Origin of the sequence: Pseudomonas sp. AU12215, from assembly GCF_001675465.2 — a bacterium.
Taxonomy (GTDB): Bacteria; Pseudomonadota; Gammaproteobacteria; order Pseudomonadales; family Pseudomonadaceae; genus Pseudomonas; species Pseudomonas nitroreducens.
Genome location: NZ_MACM02000036.1, coordinates 21,002 through 44,179 on the forward strand (window position 1 = coordinate 21,002; position 23,178 = coordinate 44,179).

A 23,178-nucleotide genomic window follows, 5' to 3' on the forward strand; every position below is an offset into this window, starting at 1 on the left:
AAAGAGATTCTCGAAGAATGAATTCGGTCAGGCCGGACGGCGACTGAGCAGCAGGCCCAGCCCGGCGCTGCCCAGCAGCGCGGCACAACCACGGTTGAACAGGCGCCGGGCGCGTGCACCGGCGAGCAGCTTGCCGAGGCGGACCCCGGCGAGCCCGTAAAGGGCGATGGCCAGCCATTCCAGCAGCAGGAAGGCTGCGCCGAGTTGGGCGAACTGGGCGCCCACGGCCTGACGCGGATCGACGAACTGCGGCAGGAAAGCGGTGAAGATGAGGATCGCCTTGAGGTTCCCCAATGATTGCGAATATATACTCAGTGTCTCGCAAAGCATCACGCTTGTTCCTGGGGATCCTGACATGCCAAAAATTGGGGCGAAAGTATACAGCTATTTGAGGTTTTCGGACCCCAAGCAAGCCGCTGGACATAGTGCCGACCGTCAGGCCCAGTACGCAAAGGCTTGGGCCGCTGAGCGTGGCCTGGTGCTGGATGAGTCGCTGACCCTTCGAGACGAAGGTTTGTCCGCCTATCACCAAAAGCACATCAAGCAAGGTGCCCTCGGGGTATTCCTCCAGGCGGTGGACGCCGGGCGGATTCCTGAAGGCTCGGTGTTGGTGGTCGAGGGGCTGGACCGATTGAGCCGGGCTGAGCCGATTCTGGCGCAGGCGCAGCTCGCGCAGATCATCAACGCCGGCATTTCCGTGGTCACCGCCAGCGACGGGCGAGAGTACAACCGGCAAAGCCTGAAGGCTCAGCCGATGGATCTGGTTTACAGCCTGTTGGTCATGATCCGGGCGCACGAGGAGAGCGATACCAAGAGTAAGCGGGTGAAAGCGGCGATCCGTCGGCAGTGTGAGGGATGGGTAGCCGGCACCTATCGCGGGCTGATCCGCAATGGTGCAGATCCACACTGGCTGGAGTGGGATGGGGCTGCCTGGCAGTTCGTGCCGGCGAGAGTTGAGGCTGTGCGGTTCGCCCTGGACTGCTATCGCCAAGGGCTCGGGGCGAAGCGGACGTTGGAACTGATGCAAGAGAAGGGGATGGATCCTGCTGAGTTAAAGCTGGGTGGCCAGCAGCTCTATCGCCTGGTTCATCTGCAGCCGTTGCGTGGCGGCAAGCGGATCTCGGTTGATGATGACGAGTTCATCTTGGAGGATTACTACCCTCGTCTTCTGAGTGATACCGAGTTTGCTGAGCTGAGCGCCCTTACCGGCCAGCGCCATCGTCGGCGTGGCAAAGGGGCTATTCCAGGCGTCGTGACCAGCATCGGCCTCACCTGGTGCGGCTACTGTGGCTCAGCAATGGAGGCGCAGAATCAGATGAGTAAGGTTCGACCGGACGGGACGCTGATGCCAGGTCACCGACGCCTTGCCTGTTCGGTGACAGCTGAGCATTCGGAGTGCAGGGTTCATGGCAGCTGCAGTGTTGTGCCGCTGGAGCGCGCTCTGATGGACTATTGCTCCGACCAGATGAACCTGCAGCGATTCATGGAGCCGGTCGACCAGGCGACTGCCTTGAGGGCGCGCCTGGTGGAGGCGCGCACCGAGGTCCAGAAAGTGGAGCAGCAGCTGGAGCGGGTGACCGATGCCTTGCTGGCCGGTGAGAGCGAAGGTGCTGCGCCGTTGGCATTCGTTCGTAAAGCTCGTGAATTGGAGCAGGAGCTGCAGGTGCGGCAGGCCAGTGTGCAGCAGCTGGAGCGCGAGCTGGCTGGGCTGGCTCGGTACCAAAGCCCGGCCGATGCGGCGCGTTGGGCTTCTTTGGCCGAGGGAGTAATGGCGCAGGACGCTGAGTCACGGGAGCGGGTGCGGCAGATGATGATGGATACGTTCTCGCAGATCGTGATCTACCTGCGCGGTATCAGGCCGGCGGGGCGGAAGGCGCCCTTCATGGATGTGTTGCTGATATCGAGGTCGGGACAGCGGCGCTGGATGCGGCTAGATAGGAAGTCAGGGGAGTGGGCGGTCGGAAATGACCGCCCGGTTTGATCAGGCTGCTTTCTTGGTCTTGAACGTCTGACACGGCGGGCTGGTGTACACGATCAGGTGCCCTTTACCCTCCCAGAAGTTCTCCTGTACCTCGATGCAGACGCGCCAGGCAGCTAGCGCCACGTCCTCACCTACTTCAACAATGCTGCCTGCCTCGTCTACCAAGGCCATCCGCAATGGCTTGCCGTCCTTCGTGGTGAGGCGGAAGCCGGTGCTTACGTTGGCGCTGATGACTGCGTTTTCTAGGGGCGGGTTCGGGAAGGCTTCTTTCACAGGTGGCACCCCCATTCCAGTGCGACCAGAGCCGGCACCATTGGCAGGGCGATGTAGATGCCTGTCACGGCCAGGCCGAAGGTGATGAGGCCTCCGGTGTAGAGCAAGGCTTTACGCATTGCCTTTCGCCTCCTGCGCGTTTGCTGCGGGATCATCGTCCTGTTCGCACGGACAATCCGGGCACGGTGCAAATGTGTGCTCGCCGGTTTCCGGGTCGTACTCGATCCTGCCCGCATCGAGGCAGGTCTCACAGGCCGGTGTGTAGTCGTTGTTATCCCACACGGCCCCGAGTCCTCCGCATTCGCTGCAGCCGGAGCCGAGAGGGCATTTCATTGTCGAGCTGTGAGGGTACTGGCCGACCGGGTGTCCGTCTTCGGTTTCGTAGCAGCCGGAGCAGGAGTGCCAGAAGCCATTGCCCTCTTCGAGTTGAGCCGTGATGCCGACAAGTTCTACCGGCAGAGAGGGTCGCTCCTGCAGGAGCCTGATCGCCTTGGCCGCTACGTTGCGGCCGAGCTTGAGGTCCTTACGGATGTCTCGCACCAGCATCTGCGCTTCCGCGCTGCTCATGATGCTGTCGATCTCGACCAGCAGGCGCTGCAGTTGGTTGAGTTGGGTGTTCATGCAGCCTCCCGCATGGATTCTTCGGGGAATAGGGGGTTGGCCTTGAGGAGGGCGTAGTAGGGCTTCGGCGATACCGAGTTGCCACACATCCGCACCTTGGCCTTGTTGCTGAACCTGCGGCCGTCGTGACCGAAGTCGATCTTGTAGTCCGGCGGGAAGCCCTGGATCAGGTACAGCTCGCGCGGAGTGAGCATCCGCATGCCGATGTCGACGATCACATAGGGGCTGCCCTTGATCGTCACAGTCACCAGGGCAAGGCGGTCGCGGGTGGTGATGGTTGCGGCCGGATCTCGCGGGTCATAGGTGTTGTCGGATCCGTAGTACCCCATCAGGAAGGCCGCTACGCGCAGCGCCCCGGCTTCGTTCTCCGGCGACAGGGTGCACTCCATCAGTGCCAGGTCGTCGGCGCCGGCTGTGATCGCTGGGGCGCCGTCGCGTAGGTCGCGGCCGATGCAGCCGTTCCGCAGGGTTACCAGGTTGGCGGTCACGACGTTCTGCTGGCTGCCGGTGGTGGTCAGCGCGGTCGCCGGCTCCTCCGGGTGCCGGCCGAGCGTCTTATTGTGCCCCCCGTTGTGCTGTGCCAGGTACGCCACGCCGAGCGCGCGGTGGTTCTCGGTGAGGATCGTGCCGGCAGGCTGCTCGCAGCTGGTCGGCTTGCCGGCATAGGACGGACCGCCCGCGCCCACCAGTACCGGCGCGACGACGGCAAAGTGTCCGCCTTTCACCTCGCTGCAGATCGTTCGCCCGGGTTCGTTGGCCGGCATGTTGCGCTGGTTGCTGGCGTTCGCATGCTCGGTGACGAATGGGGCGAGTGTTGGGTGGGCGGTGTCGCTGACAATGAAGGGATCCGGGTGATCGAGGACGAACTTCTTCACCCCCTTGCGGAGCCTTTCCATGGTCTTGGCGGCCAGAGGGCGGCGCACACCGGCAGCCTTGCCGCCTTCCTCGTCGAGGAAGATCGACGGGCACGGCAGGCTCCAGTCGATGTGAGCGGCCTGGGGCACCCACGGTTGCTGCACATGGCGGGGATTCTTGGCGTGGGTTGCCTCCGGCCAGTTCAGCGGGACGCCATCGCGTCGGGCGATGAAGAACAGGCGCTCCCTGGTAGTCGCGGCGCCGTAGTCGGCAGCAACCAGCTTGTCGTAGTGGTGCTTGTAGCCCAGGTCGCGCAGCAGGTGCAGGAAGCGCGCCCAGGTCTTGCCCTTGCGCTTGGGGTCGGGCACCAGGTACTGCCGTTGTACGGGAACCCGCTCGCCGGGCTCTGCCACGCGGTGCATGGGCTTGCCGGTGATGGGGTGCGGCACCACGTCGAGGGTGATCACACGCCCGGTTTGCGCGCAGCGCTTGGCGATCAGCGGCCCCCACTGGAGGATCTGCATCACGTTCTCCATGGTGAGCATCAGCGGCAGCGTCTGGCCGACCCACTTGATCACCATCCACGACAGCGCGCGGCTTTCCTTGCTGCGAGGCTGGCCACCCCGAGCCTGGCTGTGGTGGGTGCACTCAGGGCTAGCGTGCAGCCTGCCCACCGGGCGGCCGCGAGTGGCAACGCGAGGCTCCACGCGGCGGATATCTTCGCGGTAGTGGGTGGTCTGCGGGTGGTTGACGATGTGCATGCTCACAGCGTCGTCGTCGTGGTTCACGGCGATGTCGACGCACTCGCCGGTGGCTTCCTCCATAGCCTCCGAGGCTCCGCCGCCGCCAGCGAACAGGTCGACGTTCAGGTATTCGCGGAGGTCGAGGGGGAGCTGGGCGAGGTAGACGGCTTGGGCGAGTTCGTGCCGGCGGAAGGCGGTCATGCTGCCACCCCCTGGACCGGCTGGCCCAATGCCTTCATGCTCCGGCCATTACTGATGGCAAGGAGATGGCCATGCTTCCGAACGAATTCACGATCAGATTGCGCCCGCGCAGCCTGTTGATCGGTGTGTTGTTGTCGCCGTTTGCTGTTGTGCTGGCGGTTTGGATTTTCAGTTGGCCATGGAGTAGCAGCAATGCGTCCGGGTGGGTCCAGGCGGTTGGTAGCCTCATCGGCTTGGGCATTGCCCTGTGGCTTCCCTGGCGAGAGGGCCGCAGGCGCGAGGCTGATGAATTCAGGAAGAACTTGGGTCTTGCTCGGCGCCTGTACTACACGGCTTATGAGGTCAGCGGTCGGTTGGGTTTCATGTTCCCGTACGGGCTCTACAAGGGCTTTGATGCTCGTAGTGACATAGAGTCGGTGAGCAGGGTGCTGGTTAGGCTGAACACTACGTTTGATGATGATCATGACCCGCGTCGAGTGGCCCTTACACACCAATTGAGGCAGAACCTGCCGGCCGTCATCGCGAACCTGGATAAGTTTTCCGGTAAGCAGGGAGATGGAGAGGCAGCGCTGCGGCACCTTTGGGAGTACTACAAGCGGAATGTCGAGTCGTGCTGGAAGGAAATCGTCAAGCTTGAGCAAGGGTTGCCTGCAAATGAGCGCACGAGAAACATGCACGACCCCGGCTAACTGAGCTTCACTGACGTGCTCATACCCCTCGACAGGCTGCGCGTGCGGCGCGCTGGGGGAGCGAAGCGTTGCAGCATCTTTTGCGCCTCGGCGCACGCGTGTCGTGGGGTATGCGACCCCCGCGCGGGCTTGGGCTTTGGGTAGGAATATGCCTGCTGCTGCGCAGCAGAGGCTTTTTATGGCGCCACCCTCGGGCATCGAAGGGTGGCCTGCGAGACTCAGAGTCAGCAGGGTGCGGCGTGCCAGGCCACCGCCGCGCTTTCGCGCGGCCGCAACTTGGGTGCCCGTGGTGGCGGGTGCCAGGGCGCCGCCCTGGTCTTGTGCCGCTACGCGGCGAGCCGGGTGGATGCGGGTCATGCGGCAGCCCTCGCGCGGTGGGTAGTGGCGAGCAGCTGCAGCAGGTCCTGCCAGTAGCGCAGGCGCGCCTCATCGGCTGACCAAGCCCTGATGAACTGTTGAATGGGCTGGGTGCCGGCAAGGCATTCCCACTCGTCCTGGTGCTCGGGCATGAGGTCGCGGCGCTCGGTTGCGAGCGCGATCATGTCGGCGTCGTGGATGCAGGCCGGCAGCACAGGGTCAATATCGAAGCGGGCGCAGATGGCGTGCCAGATCCGATGCTCAATCTGGCGCAAATCGGGCACGGCCTGTTTCAAGGGGCGCACGATATCGCCTATGTAGGCCTCGGTTGCATCGTGGAGCAGGGCCGCCAGCTTATGTTCGTCCGGCACGAGGCTGGCGACGATGATGCAGTGCTGAGCCACGCTGTAGAAGGTTCCGCAGTGGCCATTGAAGCGACACTGCATGGCCAGGCTATGGGCAATGTCTTGCGGGTGGACCATACCGCTGTTCGGTTCGAGGATGTCGAAGCGCTGCCCGCTATTGGTAAGAATCCAGCTCATGCCGATGCCTCCAGGGTTACCTGGTGGTTCTGCTCGATCTCGGTGCTCTGCTCCATGGCATCGCGCAGCAGGTCGCGGATGTGGTTGTAGCCCTCGGGCTTGCCGGCCAGCAGGAAGCGGAGTTCGCCGTATTCGAGTTCGGTGTGGACGGTCGCTTCCCGGTCCAGCCATTCAATCAGCTCGGTGTCCGGGTGGCGGTGCTGTGCGGTTGCCGGCCGGTTCGCCAGGTCGGTTGCATAGGAAGCGAACGCCCTGGCGAGACGCGCATGGTCATGGGCGCGCATGCCGGCGAACGTGCCGGCGGCTAGCGTGAGCTTTCCGGCGATGCCGTGGAGAGTGGCCCGGTCCTCCTCGGTCAGCGGTTCGACGCTGGCCAGGCGTTCGTGCAGTTCGCGGATGACAGCAGCGTTGTCATCGGCCTCGATCCGGATGTTGGCGCGCAACGCTGTGATTTCCCGGTTGCGGCAGTCGAGCAGGCGCCGGGCCTCGTCGCGCTCTCTTGATTCCCGTTGGAAAAGTGGGTGCCAGTAGTCGACGCCATCGGCGTGGCCGGCGCTATAACCCTTGGCGTGGCCAGCGCGATAGCCTACAGCGAGGGCCATGCCGAGCGTGATCAGCGCAAAGACAACGATCACGGCTGCGGCAATGAGTTGCGTGGTGCTGAGTTCCATGTGGTGTGCTCCTAGTGGTGGATGCGCCGGTGGTGGCGGCGCGGTGTTGGTTTCAAGCGGTGCCGATGCGGCGGGCCAGTTCCTCGTCGGCAAGGTAGGCACGTTGCTCGATGTAGGCGGCGAGGTGGTGGGCCTCGACGTACTGCAGAGCCTTCGCGCTGTCGTCCAGGGTGGTGATCGGCAGGCCGATACGCCCTTCCTTGATGGCCTTGGCGAAGTTGTCCTTGTTGAGGTTGCGGAAGTAGCGTTCGCGCAGCGCTTCCAGTGGAATCAGCACCTCACTGAAGGTGCGGTACACCAAGTCGACGGTTTCCCGCCTGGGCGCCGGTAGCAGGCGCAGCTCTGGCTGCTGGTCAGGACGCAGGATCATGCCGCCGCCTTGCCGGATTTCCAGCGGGACTCGGCGAACTGCGCGCCGGTATAGGGCTTTTGGTCGTAGATCATTTCGGTTGCACGCTGGCTGCGCGCGTTTGAGGCCAGATCCCATAGGGCGTTGTAGCTTTTCTGGTCGATGACGTCTGAGTAATACGCGAGCGTGATCGCGCCGTGGGCGCGCGCCATGGCTGTATCCCGGCTGTATTCACTCGTTGCCTCGCGGGCTTCTCGGCAGCCCCTCGCGACGATATCCAGCAGGCTCCTTTGGACGGCCTGCTTTGTGGTCGGTTTGCGTTTCATGCCTTGCCTCCTTTCGGGTGATTCCAGGCGATCTCTACGTGGGTCCGTACCAGGTCACGCCATTCCGCCGGCACGTTCGCTAGGGCGGCTCTGCGCTCCTCCTGCGAGCGCAGGCCAATGATCTGGCGGGCGTAGTGGCGGGGGCGCAGGCCTTGGTCAGCCGACATCGCGGCGATCCTGTACCGCTGGCGGTAGCGGCAGAGGAATGCCCAGCTTTTCGCGCAGCCAGGCGATGCCGGCGGGCCGCACGCGGGTTGAGTAGCTGTACTGCTGCCCAAGCTCCGGGTGGTGCCAGCTGCTCTCGTGCTTTTCGAGATAGAAGCGGTCCCGCAGTGGATGAGTCGGGAGGTTCTTGTCGTCGATCAGGCCTGCCTCGCGCATGCGCTTAATCAAGGCTGGGCGAGTGATCTCCAGTTCCTTGGCCGCTTCCTGTAGGGACTGATTGCGCATTGGGCACCTCTCAGGCCGCGCGCGCCGGCTTCGGCGTGGCAACAGTGACAAGGTGTTCCACGGACTCCTGCAGCCGCTTGGCGCAGTAGCTGTCGGTCTCGTTGCGGATCGTCCAGCAGACAGTCCTGGGTTTCCGCGCGCCGATGCTGAGGATCGTGCAGATGCCAGGGGTGTTGAAGGTTCGGTGAACCATCACCCGGATGGGGTGCTCAAGGCCAACTTCCAGCTCCAGGAAGCCCCCGCGGCGCACCAGGCCTCGGATGGACTCCTGCTGTTCTGTGCCCAGGGGAGACTCAGGTTCGGGAGTGTGCTGCAGGACGCGCGGGTTGGCCGGTGCGGCAGAGTCCACGCGGCCGTTGGCGATGGCGTCGATGTAGTCGGCCAGAAGTCGGTCGTTGTGGAGTACGCGATTGATGAAGCTGATGGAGTGCTTCTCGCCGCCCATGGTGATGGTGACGTTGGTCTTTTCGAGATCGCGTTCGACCTTCATCACCAGCTCGATCTGCTGTTGGCCATAGGCCGAGCGGCAGGTGTGTCGGAAGGTGCCGTTCAGCTCCAGTTGAGCCGACAGCATGCGTAGAGAGTTATCGGAGAGGGTGAATTGATTGCTCATGCCGCGTCACCTCCGAATGGAGGGTGATCGCTGACTACGATAAAGCGCCTGCCCTCCAGGTGGTCCAGGGCTTCGAGCTGAGCCTGGCCATTCTGAACGACGTGGAAGTTAAGGCGTGGTTTGCCGTTGGATACGACGACCAGGCAGCCGGTTTCGGCTTGGATGCGCTCGATCAGTCGGGGATTGGAGGCGCATGCCGGGTGGACATGCACCGTTGCGGAAGTAGCCATGATTGCCTCGCTCTGTGGTGGAGAGTCGAGGCAATCAAACAATATGTTTGGCGTTTAGGTCAACACATTTTGTTTGGTTAGATGAGCGGCCCTGATTTCATGGGGCGTATGGTCGACCACCAGAACACTCGGCCAAGCACGATTATCCGTTGTTCAAGGATCTTCTCGATTGAGAAGTCCTCCGGCGGAAACTCGGTGGAGTTGTAACTGTGCATCCGGAGCCCGTTGCCCGGCAGGCGCTCCAGAATCTTCACTCGCAGCAGGCCGTCATGGTCAAGAGCGTAGATCTCGCCATCGACGATCTGCGTCATCCCCTTATCGATCCCCAGAGTCGCGCCATGAAGGATCAGGGGGTGATTGCTGTGGCCAGAGTTGGTGGCGAAAAAGGCGTTGTCAGGGAGTACGCCGCATTCCCGGAGGGTAGCGTAGGAAAAGCGGAGTTTTCGACCTGGTACTTCCTGAACTGCTGTCCGGCCATTTCCGGATGCAAGCTCGACTTCCTTGTACAAGGGCAATGCGACCTCGTCGTCGTCAAGTGGGGTGTCGTTATCCCAAGGGTGAAGCGGCTCCAGCGCATAGCCTGCCCGCTCCTCTGCAAATGCGGAACCTTTGGGCTTTCCATGCATATTGCCGTGTCCGGTTTCTAACCAATCCCGCGACACTCCAAGGGCTAAGGCCACGGCAGATAAACGAGCCGATGGCACACCGCGCGACTTCCAGTTGGTGATGTTCTGTTCGTTGTCGATGCCAAGGCGACGAGCGAGGTCGACCCCCTTCATCTCGGCTTGTTCGAGAGCCAGGGCGAAGCGCTCTGCATTGTTTGATTTCGGGCGTGTAGTCATAAACAAAATGTTAATGCCCTTGTGCAAGTTTGATAACACACGTATTGTTTGGTGTGTTGTTTGGTTTGTTTGATCAAGGGTTGATGCCATGACTGAAGAACAAAAGCCGCTGGAGGCCCTTTCCAAGGCCATCAAGGCAGCCGGCTCCCCCACCGAGCTGGCCCGCGCCGTGGGTGTTACACCTCAGAACATTTTCAACTGGAAGCGCCGGGGGATCCCGCCGGAGAAAGTGCCCGCTGTAGTTCGGGCCTGCGGTGGCGTCGTTCAGGGGTACGAGTTGCGTCCAGACCTGCCTGAGCTGTTCCCCGCTCCGAACAAAGCCGCATAACACCCCCTCGTCACCACCGAGGGTGGGGTGGCGGGCCGGCCGGCGGGAGCACACCAAATACCCACCGCCAACCGGACCCGCTCCCCGAGCCAAGGCACGGATGCCTTGGGTTGCCTGCATCTCCACCACAGATCAGCAGGCTGTAACAGCAGAGCGAGCAATGGAATGTTCGCCCTGCCATTGGGGCGCGGATGGCCTTTCCACCACAGAGCAGCCATCCGCTTTTGTGACCACCTGACGTGACCACGCCACAACTCTACCAAGGGCTGTCGGCACGGTCACGGGCAGACTTTGGGGATTAATGCCATGAGTCGTGTAGCTCTCAGTTGCACCGAGCGCGCAAAGCGCGAAATTCTTCCGCTCAACCTCTCTCTCTACCACGCCAGCCGGGACTATCCCGGTGGTGCCAAAGCAATCGCTGCGATCTTCGGCCGCAACGAGACAACCCTGCAGCACAAGCTCAGCCCTACTCACACCAATAGCCACATGAACCCGCAGGACATTGAGGAGGTGACCACGGCAACCCGTGATCCACGAATCATCGACTCGCTGATTGAGGCGTATGGCGATGCGGCCTGGGTTGACCTTCGCGGCGTGATAGAGGAGATCCGGCGCGAGTTTAAGGAGGAGATGGATTCTGCCGCTTCGATCCTGAAGGCGATCAGTGAGACCTTGCAGCGCCAATCAATACTGACGCAGACCATCGCTAACCACCTGGCGAACGATGGTCTAATCGACCGCCGCGAGCTGGCCGAGCAGAAACTTCTGCTTCGCCGTGTGCAGGGTGCGTTGCTCGCCCTGGAGCTGCTGCTGGAGCGTGAGGCGGAGGTGGCCCATGGCTGACATCGCCGACCGTGCCAACGACGCAATGCTGGAGACCATGGATAATTTGCTGGCCGCGCGTCAGCCTGCCTTCGTTGGTCAATCCCTCAGCGAGTGCCTGGATTGTGGCGATGAAATTCCGTCCGCCCGACAGCTCGCGGCACCTGGTTGCACGCTGCGCACCTTCTGCCAGTCGATCACCGAGAAGCGGGGGCGTGCCAATGGCTGAGCAGGGGCTGGATGAAGTTCTGGTGCAGTTGCAGGACTACGGGCTGGAGCCGTTCAGTAAGCGGCGCCCTGATTGGGTGTTCGGCAAACTCACGCGCTGCAAGTCAGCGGGCGACAGTGCGGGGGAGGAGACCGGCTGGTATGTGCTGCATCCCTATACCACCGAGAAGGGGGTGACCCTTTACTTTGGGGCGTTTGGTGACTGGCGGTCTGGGGAGTCGCAGAAGCTCAAGATCAAGGGTGCAAAGCTCACCAGCGAGGAGCGCGAACTGATGCGCGCTCGCCAGGAGGACGCGAAGCGCCGAGCTGCTGAGCGTGCGGAGAAGGCCGCGCGGCTGGCTGCCCGCCGGGCGTCCGCAATGTGGGAGAAGTTGCCCGAGAAGGGCCGGAGCCCCTACCTGGACCGCAAGCAGATCGTCGGTATCAATGTCCGCTATGGTCGGAACGGCCAGTTGCTGGTCCCGATGAAGACGGTGAAGGGGATTGTCGGCCTGCAGGTGATTCATCCCGAACGCCAGGCTGACACCGGCCGTGACAAGCAATATTGGCCCTTCGGCATGCAGAAGGAAGGGGCGTACTGCTTGATCGGCCCCGTCCCTGACCCAGGTGCGCCGATCCTGATCGCGGAGGGGTATGCAACTGGCGTCAGCCTGCACATGGCCACGTCGCTGACGGTGTGCGTCGCCTTCGACGCGGGCAACCTGCTCCCGGCTGGCAAGGCGATGCGCGATGAGTATCCGGGGCGTCCGCTGATCTTCTGCGCCGACGACGACTGGAAGACGACCAAGGCGGACAAGGTGACGCCGTGGAACCCTGGCGTTGAGAAGGCCAATAACGCGGCGGTGATCCTCGGCGGCCTGTACGTTGTCCCGGCGTTCGATGGTGAGCGCGAGGAGAAGTGGACCGACTGGAACGACCTGCATCTGTCCGAGGGATTGGACGCCGTTCGCCGCCAGGTGATGGCGGTGGTTCGGCCGGCAGCAGATGAGGGGTGGCGCACGCTGCTGTATCGCACGCAGAGCGGCGGGCTGTCCGGGCACATGATCAACGTGAGCCTGATCCTCGGTAACGATGAATGCTGGAAGGGCGTGCTCGGCTTCGACCAGTTCAGCAGCAAGACGGTGAAGCTCAAGACTCCGCCCTACGGCGGCGAGCCGGGGGAGTGGACAGACCTTGACGACATGCTGACGACTGAATGGCTCGCGCAGCACTACAACCTGTTGGCCAAGTCCGGAACCGTGCTGGAGGGCGTCAGCGTCACGGCCAGCAAGAACAGCTTCCACCCGGTGCGGCGATATCTGAATAGTTTGGAATGGGATGGTGTGCCTCGCCTTGAGCGCTGGCTTCACGATGTGCTCGGCGTCACGCTCTCACCCTACAGTTCGAAGGTCTCCAAGCGCTGGATGATCGGCGCAGTCGCGCGGGTCATGAAGCCTGGTGCGAAGGTCGATAACGTGATGATTCTGGAGGGCCTGCAGGGCGAGGGGAAATCCACCGCGCTGGCAGTGCTGGGCGGTGAATGGTTCATGGACACACCTTTTACCCTTGGTGACAAGGAAGCTTTCCAGATGATCCGGGGTAAATGGATCGTCGAGCTGGGCGAGCTGGACGCCTTCAACAAGGCCGACTCGACCAAGGCCAAACAGTTCTTCTCCGCGTCGGTGGACACCTTCCGTGAAAGCTACGGCCGCCGCACGGCGGATGTTCCGCGCCAGTGTGTATTCGCAGGCACCACCAACCAGGAGGAGTACCTGAAGGACACCACGGGTAACCGTCGTTACTGGCCGGTCCTGTGCACTAAGGTCGACCTCGATGCTCTGCGGGAGATTCGTGATCAGCTATGGGCGGAAGCGGTGTTCAGCTACAAGGCCGGTGAAATCTGGTGGGTGACGAAGGAGGAGAAGGATCTGTTCGAGGAGGAGCAGGATGCTCGATACACCGTCGATGCCTGGGAGTACAAGATCCTGCCGTGGCTGGAGGACTATGTAGGCGAGACCGTGACCAGCGACAAGATCCTCGGGGAGGCGTTGAACCTCGACTATGGCCACTGGGGTAAGCCGGAGCAGATGCGTGTCGGCCATATCATGAATCGCCTTGGCTGGCACCGGAAGCGACTTAGCTCGTCGGGTAAGTCCACCGTCCGCCCTTGGGGATACGAACGTCCTCAGTCTTGGCGCCGGGGCGCGCAGCCTGTCCAAAAGGAGGCGGCATTTTGATCAAAGCCATTGATGAGATACTGAAGACATGGGCCGCAGAACTTCACCCGCCGGAGAATACACATGTTGAAGTTGGTGGCGGCGGGAGTATGATCGCAACCCTGATGGCAACTAAGGGCGAGTTGATCCGGACTACACGAAGTTCAACTTGCCATTGGGATCTTACGGCGGATATCGAGCTTATCGTAAATAAGCACTTGCCGCCGGATATGGAGCACCTGGTGCGCGTTCATTACACCGACTACGACAGCCCCGACTCTATGAAGTGGGCGTCCTGCAGGCTGGGTCGCACTCAGTACTACCAGCGCCTTAACGTCCTGCACGCTGCCATCGCCGAGCTGCTGCTCGGCCGGCGGGCCGCCTGATCGGCCTACTGCCTCTTCGCCAGGCGCAGTCCCGTGCGCCTGGCACCTCCTCCCTTGCGCTGTCCCACTGTCCCACTAAATCCCCTATGTAATGTGTGCGAGCATGAGCGTGCACGCGTTCGCGCTCGCGCGCATGCTTTTCTTTTTATTCTTTAGTTTGCGCGCACATATATAGTAAAAAGGTGGGACAAGTGGGACAGAGCCGTAGGCTCTGTAATGCCGTAATAAGATATTTCCGTTTCTCGCCGATACATTATCAGCGTGTACTCCACATATTGCCGCGTGGCATTAAGTTGCGCTTGCTGCCACCGGAGAACGCCTGTAAAAAGTCCGCAAGCTAGTTGAAGTGCGTGAGGGAATTGCCACTTCGACACCAACCAGAGACCCGGCCACCGCGCCGGGTTTCGCGTTTCTGGCGCTTGGGTTCCCCGCCCTGGTCACCGCGCCACGCCGGCTCCGTGCCGGCACCTACCCCTGGCCCGCTGATAGCGCGCCGGTTCAGCCCCCGGGATCGGGGGCGTCTTCTTCGAGGAGTCGACATGCCGTCCGAACAGCAAGCCCTGGCTGAGATGCCATTGTGGGTTGTGATCCTGCTCGCCATCGCTGGTGGAGTCAGCGGTGAGTTGTGGCGAGCCGACAAGGCTGGCCTGAGTGGTCGCGCCATTGCTCGCCGCCTGGTGCTGCGTTCCGGTGCGTCGGTGGTCTGCGGTGTCGCGGTGCTGTTCCTGGCCCTGGCGCTCGGTGCCCCGCTGATGCTGGCCTCGGCTATCGGCAGCCTGACTGCTGCGGCCGGTGCCGAGGTGGCGGTTGGGTTGTACGAGCGCTGGGCGGCAAAGCGTATTGGTGTCTGCGATGTGCCCGGCGATGACTCGGTCCGCGGCTCCTGAACGCAGAGGCACCAGCGCCAGTCGTGGCTACGGCCATCGTTGGCGTCTGGCTCGGGCGGATCACCTGCGTCGCCATCCCTGGTGCACGATGTGCAGCACTGATCATCGGCCCGTCGCGGCGGTGGTCGTCGACCACAGGGAAGCGCCGAAGCTCGGCGAAGCAAAGGCAAGCGGCGACCGTGATCGGATCGCCAATGCTTGGAGGTTGTTCTGGGATCGGGACAACTGGCAGTCGCTGTGCAAGTTCTGCCACGACTCGACCAAGCAGCGGCTGGAGCGGTCGGGCCGGCTGGCAGGCTGCTCGACGGATGGCCGGCCACTCGACCCTCGTCACCACTGGAACCGCTGAGCGCGGACAGGGGAGGGGGGGTTAAAAACTTCCACCTGGCCGATGACTAGACCGCCACTCGCCCTCTCCTCGCAACGCCGGGAAAAATGAGGGGGGTGGGGGTCTGATTTTGTACAACATTTAGCCAGTTTCTGCTAGTCCGAAAGCCTGTAATGGCGCGGCCTGCAGCGATTTCTGGAGGTGCCCATGGCTGGGAATGCCAACTCGGGTCGCCCGCCGCTTCCGGCAACGGTTCACGCGCTGCGCGGCGACCCCAGTAAGAAGGGGATGGCCGCGCTGCTATCGGCTGCGCAGGCCCCTGTAGTGCCCGTGGAGGCGCCACCCAAGCCGGACTTTCTTTCCGAAGAAGCATCGCAGGAATGGGACCGTGTGACCGCTGCGTTGGTTTCGCTGGGCTGGGTGAGCACCCTCGACATGATGGCGCTTGCCTCCTACTGCGAGGCCGTGGCGGATTGGGTTCGGTTCCGTCGCAAGATCGCCGAGTTGAGCAAGGTCGGAGACAGCGGAGACGTGCAGACGTACGAGAGCGGCGCAAAGCAAATCAGCGTCTGGCGGCAGCTCGCGAACGATGCAGAGCGCCGCGCGAACCAGGCTGGCGCGCTGTTTGGATTCTCCCCGGTCGCTCGCCGCGCCATGAAGGCGCTGGCCGGCCCGCAAGGTGAGCTGTTCCCCAATGAACAACGAGACGCTGCTGAGCGATATTTCAGCTGAGTGCAGGGTCAAGACTTTCGCCGTCGACGTGCTCGAACGCCGAATCGTCGCCGGCCCCGATGTGCGCAACGCCTGTCGGCGCCATCTGCGTGACCTCGAAAGCGGCGCGCTGCGGGGACTGGTCTGGCGCCAGGACATGGCCGACCGCGCGATCGGGTTCTTTGAGGACGTGCTGTGCCTGAACGGCGGCGACTACGAGGGGCTGCCTTTTCGGCTGGGGCCGTGGCAGGCGTTCGTTGTCGGGAGCCTGTTCGGTTGGTACGGGACTGACGGTTATCGCCGCTTCCGTACTGCCTACATCGAGACAGGCAAAGGTTCCGGAAAGTCGCCGCTGGTGGCCGGCATCGGGCTGTATGGCCTGGTGGCCGACGGCGAGCAGCGCGCGGAGATCTACGCTGCCGCGACCAAGCGGGACCAGGCGCAGATCCTGTTCCGGGATGCCGTGTCGATGGTCGACATGTCGCGCTCGCTTTCAAGCCGCCTGGAGCAGTCCGGGCGCAACGAGAAGGTCTGGAACCTCTACTACGCGAGCACGGCCAGCTTCTTCCGGCCCATCAGCTCCGATGAAGGGCAGTCCGGTCCTCGCCCGCACATGGGCATCCTCGACGAAGTGCACGAGCACAAAACGCCGTCGGCTGTGAACATGATGCGCGCCGGCACGAAGTCCCGCCGCAACGCGCTGATCTTGATGATCACCAATAGCGGGTCGGACAAGAACAGCGTCTGCGGTCAGTACCATGAGCTGGCGAAGCGGGTCTGCGCGGGGCAGGAGGATAACGACACCCTGTTCGGTTTCGTCTGCTCCCTGGATGAGGGAGACGACCCGTTCAAGGACGAGGCTTGCTGGCCGAAGGTGAATCCTTCGCTTGATTTTGTCGTTGAGGGTCAAACCGACGGGATCCCTGGCCGGAAGTACCTGCGCGAGCAAGTACAGGAGGCGCGCGGCCTGCCGGCGAAAGAGTCTGTCGTGCGGCGCCTGAACTTCTGCGAATGGACGCAGGCGGACTCCCCCTGGATCAGCTGGGACGTCTGGAGCCAGGCCGAGGAGCGGGTGCCCATGCGGGTGCTGCGCAATCGTCCAGCGGTGGCGGGGCTGGACCTGTCCAGCACCACCGACTTGACCTCGTTCGTGATCAAGTTCTACCCGGTCGCCTGGGATCCGCATTGGCGGATCCTGCCGTACTTCTGGATCCCTGACTTCCAGCTGGAGGAGAGGGAGCGCCGCGACCGCGTGCCGTACAGCGCCTGGATCCGCGAGCGTTATCTGGAGACCACGCCGGGCCGCGCGATCAGCAAGCTGCACGTGCTCCGGCGTCTGCAGACGATCTGCGACTACTTCCAGATCCTGAAGATCGGCTACGACCGCTGGCGGATCGAGGACTTGCTGCAGCTGATGGCTGAACACGGCATCACGTTGCCCGAGCTGGTGCCGTTTGGCCAGGGCTTCAAGGACATGGGGCCGGCTGTCGATGAGTTCGAGCGCCGCCTGCTGGGATTGGCGCCACCAACGGATGACGGCGAGGGCTCAGGGGACGAGCTGGAGCTGGTTGCGCAGGAGCCGGTTGAGGTGGAAACGCTCCGCCACGACGGCAACCCGGTGCTGACCTGGAACGCTGGCAACGCAGTGGTCGTCAGCGACCCAGCCGGAAACCGCAAGGTCGACAAGGCAAAGGCGATCGGCCGCATCGACGGCGTGGTCGCCGCAGTCATCGCAACGGGCATCAGTGGCCAGGCTACTGATTCCGGAACTTCCATCTACGACGAGGGTGTAGGGATATGAAGCTGGTCATTCTGGCCTGGCTGGCCGGCCTGCTGGGCTTCGCCCTGCTCGTTACCGGCGTGGCGCTTATCTATCAGCCGGCGGCATTCATCGTGGCTGGCGTCTGCTTGGTGGCCTGGGCTCGCCTGGCTGACAAGGCATCTGCCGCGCAGCGGGCGCAAGGGAAGGGGGGCTGAGCATGTTTTTCTCCGGCCTTCTCGGTGGTGGCAAGGGCAACCTGGTGGAGGCTGATACCAGCTTCTGGCGCGGGATGCTTGGCCGCCGCTCGAACAGCAGCGGGGTTGTGGTAACGCCGGAGTCGGCGCTAGCCCTACCCATTATTCAAAACTGCGTCACCCTGTTGGCTGAGAGCATTGGCCAGTTGCCGCTCGAACTGTACCGTCGCAAGGACAAGGGGCAGCGCGAGCCGGCGACCAATCACCCGCTGTACGACGTGCTGCGCTTCCAGCCTAACGGATTCCAGACACCCTACGAACTGCGCGAATGCGAGCAGATGTCGGTGGGGCTGCGTGGAAACTCCTACACCCTGGTGGAGCGGCGGGGAGATGGCAACGTCTCTGCGCTTTGGCCGCTGACCTACGAGAAGGTGGTGGTCTACAAGGGGGCCGACCTGCTGCCCTACTACCAGGTGGGCAACTACGCCGAGCGGTTGCCCATGCGCATGGTGCACCACGTGCGCTGGCACAGCCTGAACCACTACACCGGACTGTCGCCGATCGAGCTGCACGCAGAGGCAGTTGGCCTGGCGCAGGCGGTGCGGCAGTACACCGGCAAGTCCTTTGCCAATGGGGTGTCGGTGTCGGGTGTGATCGAGCGCCCGAAGGAGGCGCCTGCGATCAAGGATCAGGCGAGCATCGATCGAATCACCGACCGCTGGGCAGAGAAGTACAGCGGTATCGACAACGCCCATAAGGTCGCGCTGCTGCAGGAGGGGATGACCTTCCGGCCGCTGTCGATGACCAACGTCGACGCCGAAGTAGTCAACCTCCTGAAGCTCTCGGGGGCTGATGCCGCGCGGATCTACAAGATTCCGTTGCCGTTGGTGAACGACCTGGACAAGGCCAACTACAACACGACCGAGCAGCTGATGATCTGGTTCGTGGTGTTCGGCCTGCTGCCGTGGGTGAAGCGGCACGAAGAAACCATGATGCGCGACTACCTGCTGCCAGGTGATCGCCGCGACTACTTCATCGAGTTCAACCTGTCCGGCCTGCTGCGCGGCGACCAGAAAAGTCGATACGAAGCCTACGCCATCGGGCGCCAGTGGGGGTGGCTGTCGGTCAACGACATCCGCCGATTGGAAAACATGCCGCCCGTGGATGGCGGCGATGTGTACCTGCAGCCGCTGAACATGGTCGACGCGTCGAAGGGTATGCCCGACTTGAACAACCCCAACGTGCGCGCGCAGCTGGAGCTTCAGCAGCGCGAGATCGAGAGGATCCTGGCGCAATGAAACAGTACCTGCGAGCCGCCAACCTGCTTTTCAATCAGCCTTTGCTGGTAACGCCCGACATGCTGGATCTTGGCGTGCGCTGGGCCAACCAGGCGATGAACCTCAACATCATCAACATCGGCCCGGCAGTCTCCGACAAGCTGTGGCACGACGATGACGATGACCATTACGCCGCCCGGATGGAGCGCATGGAGGAACAGCGCCGCGCGGCCATCGGCAAGACCGGGGTGGAAGTCATCCCGGTGCACGGAGTGCTGGTGAGCCGTGGCAGCCACCTGAATGCCTGCGAGACGATGACCAGCTACGAGGATTTGCGCGCCCAGCTCAAGCAGGCGGTGGCGGATCCGCTTGTCGAGCGCATCGTGCTCGATATCGACAGCCCCGGTGGTGCGGCTGTTGGCGCCTTCGAGTTGGCCGCCGACCTTCGAGCCATGAGCCAGATCAAGCCCACAACGGGTCTGGTCAACTTCATGGCCTACTCCGGCGGCTACCTGATCGGCAGCGCCTGCAGCGAGCTGGTGGTGAGCCAGACCAGCGGCGTCGGCTCCATCGGTGTCATCGCCAGCCATATGGACCGCTCCGCAATGGAGGAGAAGGCGGGCGTCAAGGTGACGACCGTCTACCGGGGCGCCCACAAGAACGACCTGAGCCCGCATGAGCCGCTGACGGACCAGTCCATGCAGGTGCTGGAAGCCATAGTGCAGGAGAGCTACGAGCTGTTCGTTAACGCCGTGGCCGAGTATCGCGGCCTCTCTCCGGAGCAGGTCATGGCGACCGAGGCCGGTTTGTATCGCGGTAAACAAGCAATCGCTGCCGGTCTCGCCGACCGCCTGCAGAGCCCGCAGGACGCGGTGGACGAAATCTCGCGCGCCGTGGCCCTGAGCCGAGCCGGCCGGTCGGGCAGTATCTCGGTGCGCGCCAAGGCTGCCGCCATTCAATCTAATCTCTGACCGCGTTCGCGGCAGTAACCGAGCCCGCCTAGTGCGGGCTTTTTCATGCCCAGGAGGCACCATGTCCCTTGTACTTCAAATGCGTAGCGAACGCGCCAAGCTGAACGACCAGCTCCAGGCGCTGGCCAAAATCGAGGCCGAGGGCGGAAGCCTGACCGCCGAGCAGATGACCGAGTTCGGCAATCTGGAAAGTCAGATCACCGCCCTGACCGACAAGATCAGCCGCGCGGAGACCGCAGAGCGCGCCGCCGCTTCCGCTGCGGCCCCGGTCGATGAAGGTGCGCGCGGCATCACCGGTCCGCCGGCGAGCCGCGTGGAAGGCCCGTATGGTAAGCCCGTGGCCGGCGCCAAGGTGGCGCAGATGGTCCGCCTGCTGGCTGCCACTCAGGGCAACCAGAGTGAGGCCGCCAAGCTGGCCAAAGATGGCGGTTACAGCAGCGACGTGCAGATGGCGCTCAGCACCGTAACCCCCGGCGCTGGCGGTGTCCTGGTGCCGGAAAATATGGCGACCGAGGTTATCGAGTCCCTGCGCCCGCGATCCATCGTCCGTAAGATGGGTGTGCGCAGCGTGCCGCTCAACAACGGCAACCTGACCATGCCGCGTATCTCGGGCAACACCGTGGTGACCTACATCGGCACCGAGACCGACATTCCGGTTACCGGCATGACCTTCGACGACACCAAGCTGTCGGCGAAGAAGGCAGCGGCGATCGTACCGGTGTCCAATGATCTGATCCGCATGTCCGGCGTCAACCCGCGTGTCGACCAGATTGTCGCCAACGACCTGACTGTCAGCATGGGCCTCTCCGAGGATCTGCACTTCATCCGCTCCGATGGCTCGGGCGTGTTGCCCAAGGGGCTGCGTTACTGGGCCATCCCGGCGAACGTGCTGCCGGCACCGGTGGCGCCGACCCTGGAGCAGATCGACCTCTACCTGGGCGGCATGATGCTGCGGGTGGAAACGGCCTACATCGACATGACCGGCTGCGGGTGGCTGATGCACCCGCGCACCCTCCGCTGGTTGCAGGCGCTGCGCGACGGCAATGGCAACAAGGCCTACCCGGAGATCGATGCCGGCATGCTGAAAGGCTACCCGGTGGGCCTCAGCACGCAGATCCCGGTCAACCTGGGCGTCGACGGTGACGAGTCCGAGATCTACTTCGTGAACTTCGGCGACGCAATGATCGGCGAGGACATGGACCTGGTCATCAATTTCTCCGCTGAAGCTTCCTACAAGGACGCGCAGGGCAACATGGTCAGCGCCTTCCAGCGCGATCAGACCCTGGTGCGCGTGATTGCCAAGCATGACTTCGGCCCGCGCCACGTCGAGTTGGTGGTGGTGGGTACCGCCGTTAAGTGGGGCGCCGGCATGTAATTCACGCCCCGTCCTGATGGCGGGACTCTTTCTGATCTTCATCTGCAGGTGATGCGATGAGCAAGAATGTACCCGTGCGCTTCCTGAAGGGGTGGCGCACTTACTTCACGAATGACGTGGCGGGATTCGACAAGGAGCGCGCGGAGGAGCTGGTTGAGGGTGGCGTTGCTGAGTACGCCTCCGAAGCTGCATCTGCCGCACCGACGGTGCGCAAAAACAACCGGAAGCATCAAGTTCCGGCGCCTGCGCCAACCCCGCCTGCCACTTCGCCGGAGTCGTCGCCGCCCGTTGGTGAGGCTGGTGAAGGCAGCGACAGCGACGACGAAGAGAAGCCCTAACCATGGCCCGGCGTGTCGCGTATAGCGGCGATGCGCCGATCACCCTGGAGGACGTGGCTCGGCAGTGTCGGGTGGAGGTCGAGGACCTGGAGCCCGAGCTGATCGAGCACGTCATCATTCCTGGTGTGGTCGCGCAAGCGGAAGGGCGCACCGGGGCGGCGATCCGCCCGGCCGAGTATTCGGAGGAGTGGCCGGAGCAGTATGCCTCCGGACACGCGCTGGACGTCGGCCAGGCGACCGAGGTTCTGTCGGTGCATCGCATCGCTGCGGATGGTTCTGCTGCTGAGCTGGATGTGCCGCGATATCTGGAGCAGGGCCAGCGAGAGAGCTTTCTGCATTTCCCTGGTGGCCGACCCTCTGGAGTCCTCCGCATTCGTTACAAGGCCGGGCTCGATCCGAGTGTGTATCCGGGGCCTCGGCTGTGGCTGCTGATGAGTGCCGCCACGGCCTACGAGTTCAGGGAGACGATGGTGGCGGGGACGATACTCGCCGAACTGCCGTCGTCATTCCTCGACTCGCTCCTGGCGGAAATCGAAGTACCGGCGAGGTTCTGAAATGGCTAGAGCAGGAGCGTTCCGGCATCGGGCCTCGCTGCAGGCGCAGCAGAGCGTCCCCGACGGTGGCGGTGGTTTCACCGAGCAATGGGTGGAGCTGCGCAAGGTGTGGGTGGAGATCACCCTGCCCAGCGGACGGCTCGCTGACGTTGCTAGTCAGTTGCAGGCCTTGGTCACTGCAGAGATTCGCACGCGGCCCCGAAGCGATCTGATCGCGGGGCGCCGCCTGGTGCACGGCGGTATCACCTACGTGATCGAGGCCGCGCTGCCCGATAACAAGCGCAGCTTGCTTCGTCTGCTGTGCTCCAACGTAACCCCAACCCCGAGGTAAGACCGATGGTTATGCGAGCGACAGGGCGCCTGAGTGGCGCCGTGCAGGCCGAGAAAGGCGACGACCTGAGCAAATTGGCACCCGACGTGCTGGAACGGCTGAAGGCCAGAGGCTTGGCCAAAGATGACGATGTACCCGCCCCCGTGAAGTCTGCAAGGCGGGGCGCCGAAAAGGAGTAACCCATGGCTCGGCGATCGCGCATCAAGGGTGACTTCAAGTTGCGTGGTGTGCTCCGCCGGATTGCTGCCATCGAGCAGAGCGACCTGCCCAAGGCGATGGCGCAGGCCGCCGACCTGGTTTTGGCCACGCAGCAGAACCTGATCCCGCGCGACACCGGCGACGGTGCCGGCGCGCTGCAGGTCAAAGTTAGCAAGAACGGGTTGGACGCCCGGATCGGCATCATTGGCAAGGCCGACAACCGCGAGTTCTTCTACCTGAAGTTCGTCGAGTACGGCACCAAGGGTTACAGCGGCACGATCTATCGCCGGCAGGATGCCGATGCAATCGGCGGCGGCCACACGGTCAACCGCGACCGCAGCAAGCTCTCCGGCCGTAACCGCCTTGGCCGCCGAGAGACCGAGAACAAGTCGGACGGTACTCACTTCTTCGGCTACTACCCGGACATCCCGGCGCGGCCCGCGCATCCCTGGCTGCGCCCGAGCTATGACCTCAACCGCGACGACATCCTGATCATCATCCGCGGCGCCATCAGCAGCACCTTGGCGCGCGCGGCGAAAGGAGCCAGCAG

32 protein-coding genes and 1 pseudogene are annotated in these 23,178 nt (G+C 63.0%); 19 read left to right on the plus strand and 14 right to left on the minus strand.

The features are described 5' to 3' along the window. Window positions 1-27 precede the first annotated feature (27 nt). Window positions 28-291, minus strand: a pseudogene (locus A9513_RS09370) (LysE family translocator); the annotation flags it as partial. Between the two features lie 64 nt (window positions 292-355). Here A9513_RS09370 and A9513_RS09375 point away from each other — a divergent pair. Then, on the plus strand, window positions 356-1,981 hold the full coding sequence (locus A9513_RS09375; protein WP_065084549.1) for a recombinase family protein: 1,626 nt from the start codon (window positions 356-358) through the stop codon (window positions 1,979-1,981). On the opposite strand, the gene A9513_RS09380 is transcribed toward A9513_RS09375, so the two are convergent. Genes A9513_RS09380 through A9513_RS09390 form a run of 4 tightly spaced genes read right to left on the minus strand, consistent with a single transcriptional unit; the run spans window position 1,982 to window position 4,674 of the window. After that, window positions 1,982-2,254 (minus strand): hypothetical protein, encoded by a 273-nt coding sequence (locus tag A9513_RS09380; protein ID WP_240157904.1) that lies wholly within the window; start codon window positions 2,252-2,254, stop codon window positions 1,982-1,984. Next, a complete protein-coding gene (locus tag A9513_RS36450; RefSeq protein WP_255302835.1) occupies window positions 2,251-2,373 on the minus strand; it encodes a hypothetical protein in 123 nt (40 codons plus the stop codon). Before A9513_RS36450 ends, A9513_RS09380 begins: the two co-directional genes overlap by 4 nt. Further along, window positions 2,366-2,875 carry a hypothetical protein gene (locus tag A9513_RS09385; protein WP_065084551.1) on the minus strand — a complete coding sequence of 170 codons (510 nt, stop codon included), beginning with the start codon at window positions 2,873-2,875 and terminating at the stop codon, window positions 2,366-2,368. Before A9513_RS09385 ends, A9513_RS36450 begins: the two co-directional genes overlap by 8 nt. Further along, the gene (locus tag A9513_RS09390) at window positions 2,872-4,674 is read right to left on the minus strand and encodes a DNA cytosine methyltransferase (protein ID WP_065084552.1); all 1,803 of its coding nucleotides are present in this window, start codon (window positions 4,672-4,674) and stop codon (window positions 2,872-2,874) included. The genes A9513_RS09385 and A9513_RS09390 overlap by 4 nt, the downstream gene beginning before the upstream one ends. Window positions 4,675-4,745: 71 nt before the next feature. On the opposite strand from A9513_RS09390, the gene A9513_RS09395 reads away from it, so the two are divergent. Continuing rightward, on the plus strand, window positions 4,746-5,363 hold the full coding sequence (locus A9513_RS09395; protein WP_065084553.1) for a hypothetical protein: 618 nt from the start codon (window positions 4,746-4,748) through the stop codon (window positions 5,361-5,363). A gap of 353 nt (window positions 5,364-5,716) precedes the next feature. Here A9513_RS09395 and A9513_RS09400 read toward each other — a convergent pair whose 3' ends face one another. From A9513_RS09400 to A9513_RS09435, 9 genes are all read right to left on the minus strand, one after another. Continuing rightward, window positions 5,717-6,262: a phosphohydrolase gene (locus A9513_RS09400; protein ID WP_065084554.1), complete on the minus strand. Its 546-nt coding sequence runs from the start codon at window positions 6,260-6,262 to the stop codon at window positions 5,717-5,719. Continuing rightward, window positions 6,259-6,933, minus strand: a complete 675-nt coding sequence (locus A9513_RS09405; protein ID WP_065084555.1) for a hypothetical protein — start codon at window positions 6,931-6,933, stop codon at window positions 6,259-6,261. The genes A9513_RS09400 and A9513_RS09405 overlap by 4 nt, the downstream gene beginning before the upstream one ends. A gap of 52 nt (window positions 6,934-6,985) precedes the next feature. Continuing rightward, window positions 6,986-7,303: a pyocin activator PrtN family protein gene (locus A9513_RS09410; RefSeq protein ID WP_065084556.1), complete on the minus strand. Its 318-nt coding sequence runs from the start codon at window positions 7,301-7,303 to the stop codon at window positions 6,986-6,988. Further along, window positions 7,300-7,608 (minus strand): hypothetical protein, encoded by a 309-nt coding sequence (locus A9513_RS09415; RefSeq protein WP_065084557.1) that lies wholly within the window; start codon window positions 7,606-7,608, stop codon window positions 7,300-7,302. Before A9513_RS09415 ends, A9513_RS09410 begins: the two co-directional genes overlap by 4 nt. After that, on the minus strand, window positions 7,605-7,775 hold the full coding sequence (locus A9513_RS36000; protein ID WP_169887325.1) for a hypothetical protein: 171 nt from the start codon (window positions 7,773-7,775) through the stop codon (window positions 7,605-7,607). The genes A9513_RS09415 and A9513_RS36000 overlap by 4 nt, the downstream gene beginning before the upstream one ends. Next, on the minus strand, window positions 7,765-8,058 hold the full coding sequence (locus tag A9513_RS09420; protein WP_065084558.1) for a phage antirepressor KilAC domain-containing protein: 294 nt from the start codon (window positions 8,056-8,058) through the stop codon (window positions 7,765-7,767). Before A9513_RS09420 ends, A9513_RS36000 begins: the two co-directional genes overlap by 11 nt. A gap of 10 nt (window positions 8,059-8,068) precedes the next feature. After that, a complete protein-coding gene (locus A9513_RS09425; RefSeq protein WP_141678366.1) occupies window positions 8,069-8,671 on the minus strand; it encodes a hypothetical protein in 603 nt (200 codons plus the stop codon). Next, a complete protein-coding gene (locus A9513_RS34755) occupies window positions 8,668-8,901 on the minus strand; it encodes a hypothetical protein (RefSeq protein WP_083196062.1) in 234 nt (77 codons plus the stop codon). The genes A9513_RS09425 and A9513_RS34755 overlap by 4 nt, the downstream gene beginning before the upstream one ends. 77 nt (window positions 8,902-8,978) lie before the next feature. Further along, window positions 8,979-9,743 carry a helix-turn-helix transcriptional regulator gene (locus A9513_RS09435; protein WP_065084577.1) on the minus strand — a complete coding sequence of 255 codons (765 nt, stop codon included), beginning with the start codon at window positions 9,741-9,743 and terminating at the stop codon, window positions 8,979-8,981. Between the two features lie 88 nt (window positions 9,744-9,831). Between A9513_RS09435 and A9513_RS09440 the strand changes: the two genes are divergently transcribed. The 17 genes from A9513_RS09440 to A9513_RS09515 form a co-directional block, all read left to right on the plus strand. Next, window positions 9,832-10,071: a YdaS family helix-turn-helix protein gene (locus tag A9513_RS09440; RefSeq protein ID WP_065084561.1), complete on the plus strand. Its 240-nt coding sequence runs from the start codon at window positions 9,832-9,834 to the stop codon at window positions 10,069-10,071. Between the two features lie 306 nt (window positions 10,072-10,377). After that, window positions 10,378-10,914, plus strand: coding sequence for a phage regulatory CII family protein (locus tag A9513_RS09445; RefSeq protein WP_065084562.1), 537 nt, complete (start codon window positions 10,378-10,380; stop codon window positions 10,912-10,914). Further along, a complete protein-coding gene (locus A9513_RS09450; RefSeq protein WP_065084563.1) occupies window positions 10,907-11,122 on the plus strand; it encodes a TraR/DksA C4-type zinc finger protein in 216 nt (71 codons plus the stop codon). The genes A9513_RS09445 and A9513_RS09450 overlap by 8 nt, the downstream gene beginning before the upstream one ends. After that, window positions 11,115-13,337, plus strand: a complete 2,223-nt coding sequence (locus A9513_RS09455; RefSeq protein WP_065084564.1) for a VapE domain-containing protein — start codon at window positions 11,115-11,117, stop codon at window positions 13,335-13,337. The genes A9513_RS09450 and A9513_RS09455 overlap by 8 nt, the downstream gene beginning before the upstream one ends. Further along, complete coding sequence (locus A9513_RS09460; protein WP_065084565.1) at window positions 13,334-13,702, plus strand: hypothetical protein; 369 nt, start codon at window positions 13,334-13,336, stop codon at window positions 13,700-13,702. Before A9513_RS09455 ends, A9513_RS09460 begins: the two co-directional genes overlap by 4 nt. 539 nt (window positions 13,703-14,241) lie before the next feature. Then, entirely contained in the window at window positions 14,242-14,589 is a 348-nt protein-coding gene (locus A9513_RS09465; RefSeq protein ID WP_065084566.1) for a phage holin family protein, read from the plus strand. A gap of 88 nt (window positions 14,590-14,677) precedes the next feature. Next, window positions 14,678-14,938: an HNH endonuclease gene (locus A9513_RS34760; protein WP_240157905.1), complete on the plus strand. Its 261-nt coding sequence runs from the start codon at window positions 14,678-14,680 to the stop codon at window positions 14,936-14,938. Window positions 14,939-15,124: 186 nt separating this feature from the next. Further along, entirely contained in the window at window positions 15,125-15,649 is a 525-nt protein-coding gene (locus tag A9513_RS09470; protein WP_065084567.1) for a P27 family phage terminase small subunit, read from the plus strand. Then, window positions 15,612-17,429 carry a terminase large subunit gene (locus A9513_RS09475; RefSeq protein ID WP_065084568.1) on the plus strand — a complete coding sequence of 606 codons (1,818 nt, stop codon included), beginning with the start codon at window positions 15,612-15,614 and terminating at the stop codon, window positions 17,427-17,429. Before A9513_RS09470 ends, A9513_RS09475 begins: the two co-directional genes overlap by 38 nt. Beyond that, the gene (locus tag A9513_RS09480; RefSeq protein ID WP_065084569.1) at window positions 17,426-17,605 is read left to right on the plus strand and encodes a hypothetical protein; all 180 of its coding nucleotides are present in this window, start codon (window positions 17,426-17,428) and stop codon (window positions 17,603-17,605) included. Before A9513_RS09475 ends, A9513_RS09480 begins: the two co-directional genes overlap by 4 nt. Before the next feature lie 2 nt (window positions 17,606-17,607). Continuing rightward, window positions 17,608-18,882: a phage portal protein gene (locus A9513_RS09485; protein WP_065084570.1), complete on the plus strand. Its 1,275-nt coding sequence runs from the start codon at window positions 17,608-17,610 to the stop codon at window positions 18,880-18,882. Then, window positions 18,879-19,832, plus strand: a complete 954-nt coding sequence (locus tag A9513_RS09490) for a S49 family peptidase (protein ID WP_065084571.1) — start codon at window positions 18,879-18,881, stop codon at window positions 19,830-19,832. The genes A9513_RS09485 and A9513_RS09490 overlap by 4 nt, the downstream gene beginning before the upstream one ends. A 61-nt stretch (window positions 19,833-19,893) precedes the next feature. Continuing rightward, a complete protein-coding gene (locus A9513_RS09495) occupies window positions 19,894-21,207 on the plus strand; it encodes a phage major capsid protein (protein ID WP_065084572.1) in 1,314 nt (437 codons plus the stop codon). 56 nt (window positions 21,208-21,263) lie between these two features. Next, window positions 21,264-21,545, plus strand: coding sequence for a hypothetical protein (locus tag A9513_RS09500; RefSeq protein WP_065084573.1), 282 nt, complete (start codon window positions 21,264-21,266; stop codon window positions 21,543-21,545). A 2-nt stretch (window positions 21,546-21,547) separates the two neighbouring features. Next, on the plus strand, window positions 21,548-22,099 hold the full coding sequence (locus A9513_RS09505; protein ID WP_065084574.1) for a hypothetical protein: 552 nt from the start codon (window positions 21,548-21,550) through the stop codon (window positions 22,097-22,099). Window position 22,100: 1 nt separating this feature from the next. Then, window positions 22,101-22,430, plus strand: a complete 330-nt coding sequence (locus tag A9513_RS09510) for a phage head closure protein (protein ID WP_065084575.1) — start codon at window positions 22,101-22,103, stop codon at window positions 22,428-22,430. Window positions 22,431-22,612: 182 nt separating this feature from the next. Further along, a partial coding sequence (locus tag A9513_RS09515) for a hypothetical protein (RefSeq protein WP_065084576.1) occupies window positions 22,613-23,178 on the plus strand: 566 nt, incomplete at its 3' end.

Excerpts from the sequence above, each read along its gene's own strand:
- A9513_RS09375 (WP_065084549.1), top strand. The coding sequence starts at position 356 with ATGCCAAAAATTGGGGCGAAAGTATACAGCTATTTGAGGTTTTCGGAC.
- A9513_RS36450 (WP_255302835.1), bottom strand. The coding sequence starts at position 2,373 with ATGCGTAAAGCCTTGCTCTACACCGGAGGCCTCATCACCTTCGGCCTG.
- A9513_RS09385 (WP_065084551.1), bottom strand. The coding sequence starts at position 2,875 with ATGAACACCCAACTCAACCAACTGCAGCGCCTGCTGGTCGAGATCGAC.
- A9513_RS09390 (WP_065084552.1), bottom strand. The coding sequence starts at position 4,674 with ATGACCGCCTTCCGCCGGCACGAACTCGCCCAAGCCGTCTACCTCGCC.
- A9513_RS09395 (WP_065084553.1), top strand. The coding sequence starts at position 4,746 with ATGCTTCCGAACGAATTCACGATCAGATTGCGCCCGCGCAGCCTGTTG.
- A9513_RS09400 (WP_065084554.1), bottom strand. The coding sequence starts at position 6,262 with ATGAGCTGGATTCTTACCAATAGCGGGCAGCGCTTCGACATCCTCGAA.
- A9513_RS09405 (WP_065084555.1), bottom strand. The coding sequence starts at position 6,933 with ATGGAACTCAGCACCACGCAACTCATTGCCGCAGCCGTGATCGTTGTC.
- A9513_RS09410 (WP_065084556.1), bottom strand. The coding sequence starts at position 7,303 with ATGATCCTGCGTCCTGACCAGCAGCCAGAGCTGCGCCTGCTACCGGCG.
- A9513_RS09415 (WP_065084557.1), bottom strand. The coding sequence starts at position 7,608 with ATGAAACGCAAACCGACCACAAAGCAGGCCGTCCAAAGGAGCCTGCTG.
- A9513_RS36000 (WP_169887325.1), bottom strand. The coding sequence starts at position 7,775 with ATGTCGGCTGACCAAGGCCTGCGCCCCCGCCACTACGCCCGCCAGATC.
- A9513_RS09420 (WP_065084558.1), bottom strand. The coding sequence starts at position 8,058 with ATGCGCAATCAGTCCCTACAGGAAGCGGCCAAGGAACTGGAGATCACT.
- A9513_RS09425 (WP_141678366.1), bottom strand. The coding sequence starts at position 8,671 with ATGAGCAATCAATTCACCCTCTCCGATAACTCTCTACGCATGCTGTCG.
- A9513_RS34755 (WP_083196062.1), bottom strand. The coding sequence starts at position 8,901 with ATGGCTACTTCCGCAACGGTGCATGTCCACCCGGCATGCGCCTCCAAT.
- A9513_RS09435 (WP_065084577.1), bottom strand. The coding sequence starts at position 9,743 with ATGACTACACGCCCGAAATCAAACAATGCAGAGCGCTTCGCCCTGGCT.
- A9513_RS09440 (WP_065084561.1), top strand. The coding sequence starts at position 9,832 with ATGACTGAAGAACAAAAGCCGCTGGAGGCCCTTTCCAAGGCCATCAAG.
- A9513_RS09445 (WP_065084562.1), top strand. The coding sequence starts at position 10,378 with ATGAGTCGTGTAGCTCTCAGTTGCACCGAGCGCGCAAAGCGCGAAATT.
- A9513_RS09450 (WP_065084563.1), top strand. The coding sequence starts at position 10,907 with ATGGCTGACATCGCCGACCGTGCCAACGACGCAATGCTGGAGACCATG.
- A9513_RS09455 (WP_065084564.1), top strand. The coding sequence starts at position 11,115 with ATGGCTGAGCAGGGGCTGGATGAAGTTCTGGTGCAGTTGCAGGACTAC.
- A9513_RS09465 (WP_065084566.1), top strand. The coding sequence starts at position 14,242 with ATGCCGTCCGAACAGCAAGCCCTGGCTGAGATGCCATTGTGGGTTGTG.
- A9513_RS34760 (WP_240157905.1), top strand. The coding sequence starts at position 14,678 with ATGTGCAGCACTGATCATCGGCCCGTCGCGGCGGTGGTCGTCGACCAC.
- A9513_RS09470 (WP_065084567.1), top strand. The coding sequence starts at position 15,125 with ATGGCTGGGAATGCCAACTCGGGTCGCCCGCCGCTTCCGGCAACGGTT.
- A9513_RS09475 (WP_065084568.1), top strand. The coding sequence starts at position 15,612 with ATGAACAACGAGACGCTGCTGAGCGATATTTCAGCTGAGTGCAGGGTC.
- A9513_RS09480 (WP_065084569.1), top strand. The coding sequence starts at position 17,426 with ATGAAGCTGGTCATTCTGGCCTGGCTGGCCGGCCTGCTGGGCTTCGCC.
- A9513_RS09485 (WP_065084570.1), top strand. The coding sequence starts at position 17,608 with ATGTTTTTCTCCGGCCTTCTCGGTGGTGGCAAGGGCAACCTGGTGGAG.
- A9513_RS09490 (WP_065084571.1), top strand. The coding sequence starts at position 18,879 with ATGAAACAGTACCTGCGAGCCGCCAACCTGCTTTTCAATCAGCCTTTG.
- A9513_RS09495 (WP_065084572.1), top strand. The coding sequence starts at position 19,894 with ATGTCCCTTGTACTTCAAATGCGTAGCGAACGCGCCAAGCTGAACGAC.
- A9513_RS09500 (WP_065084573.1), top strand. The coding sequence starts at position 21,264 with ATGAGCAAGAATGTACCCGTGCGCTTCCTGAAGGGGTGGCGCACTTAC.
- A9513_RS09505 (WP_065084574.1), top strand. The coding sequence starts at position 21,548 with ATGGCCCGGCGTGTCGCGTATAGCGGCGATGCGCCGATCACCCTGGAG.
- A9513_RS09510 (WP_065084575.1), top strand. The coding sequence starts at position 22,101 with ATGGCTAGAGCAGGAGCGTTCCGGCATCGGGCCTCGCTGCAGGCGCAG.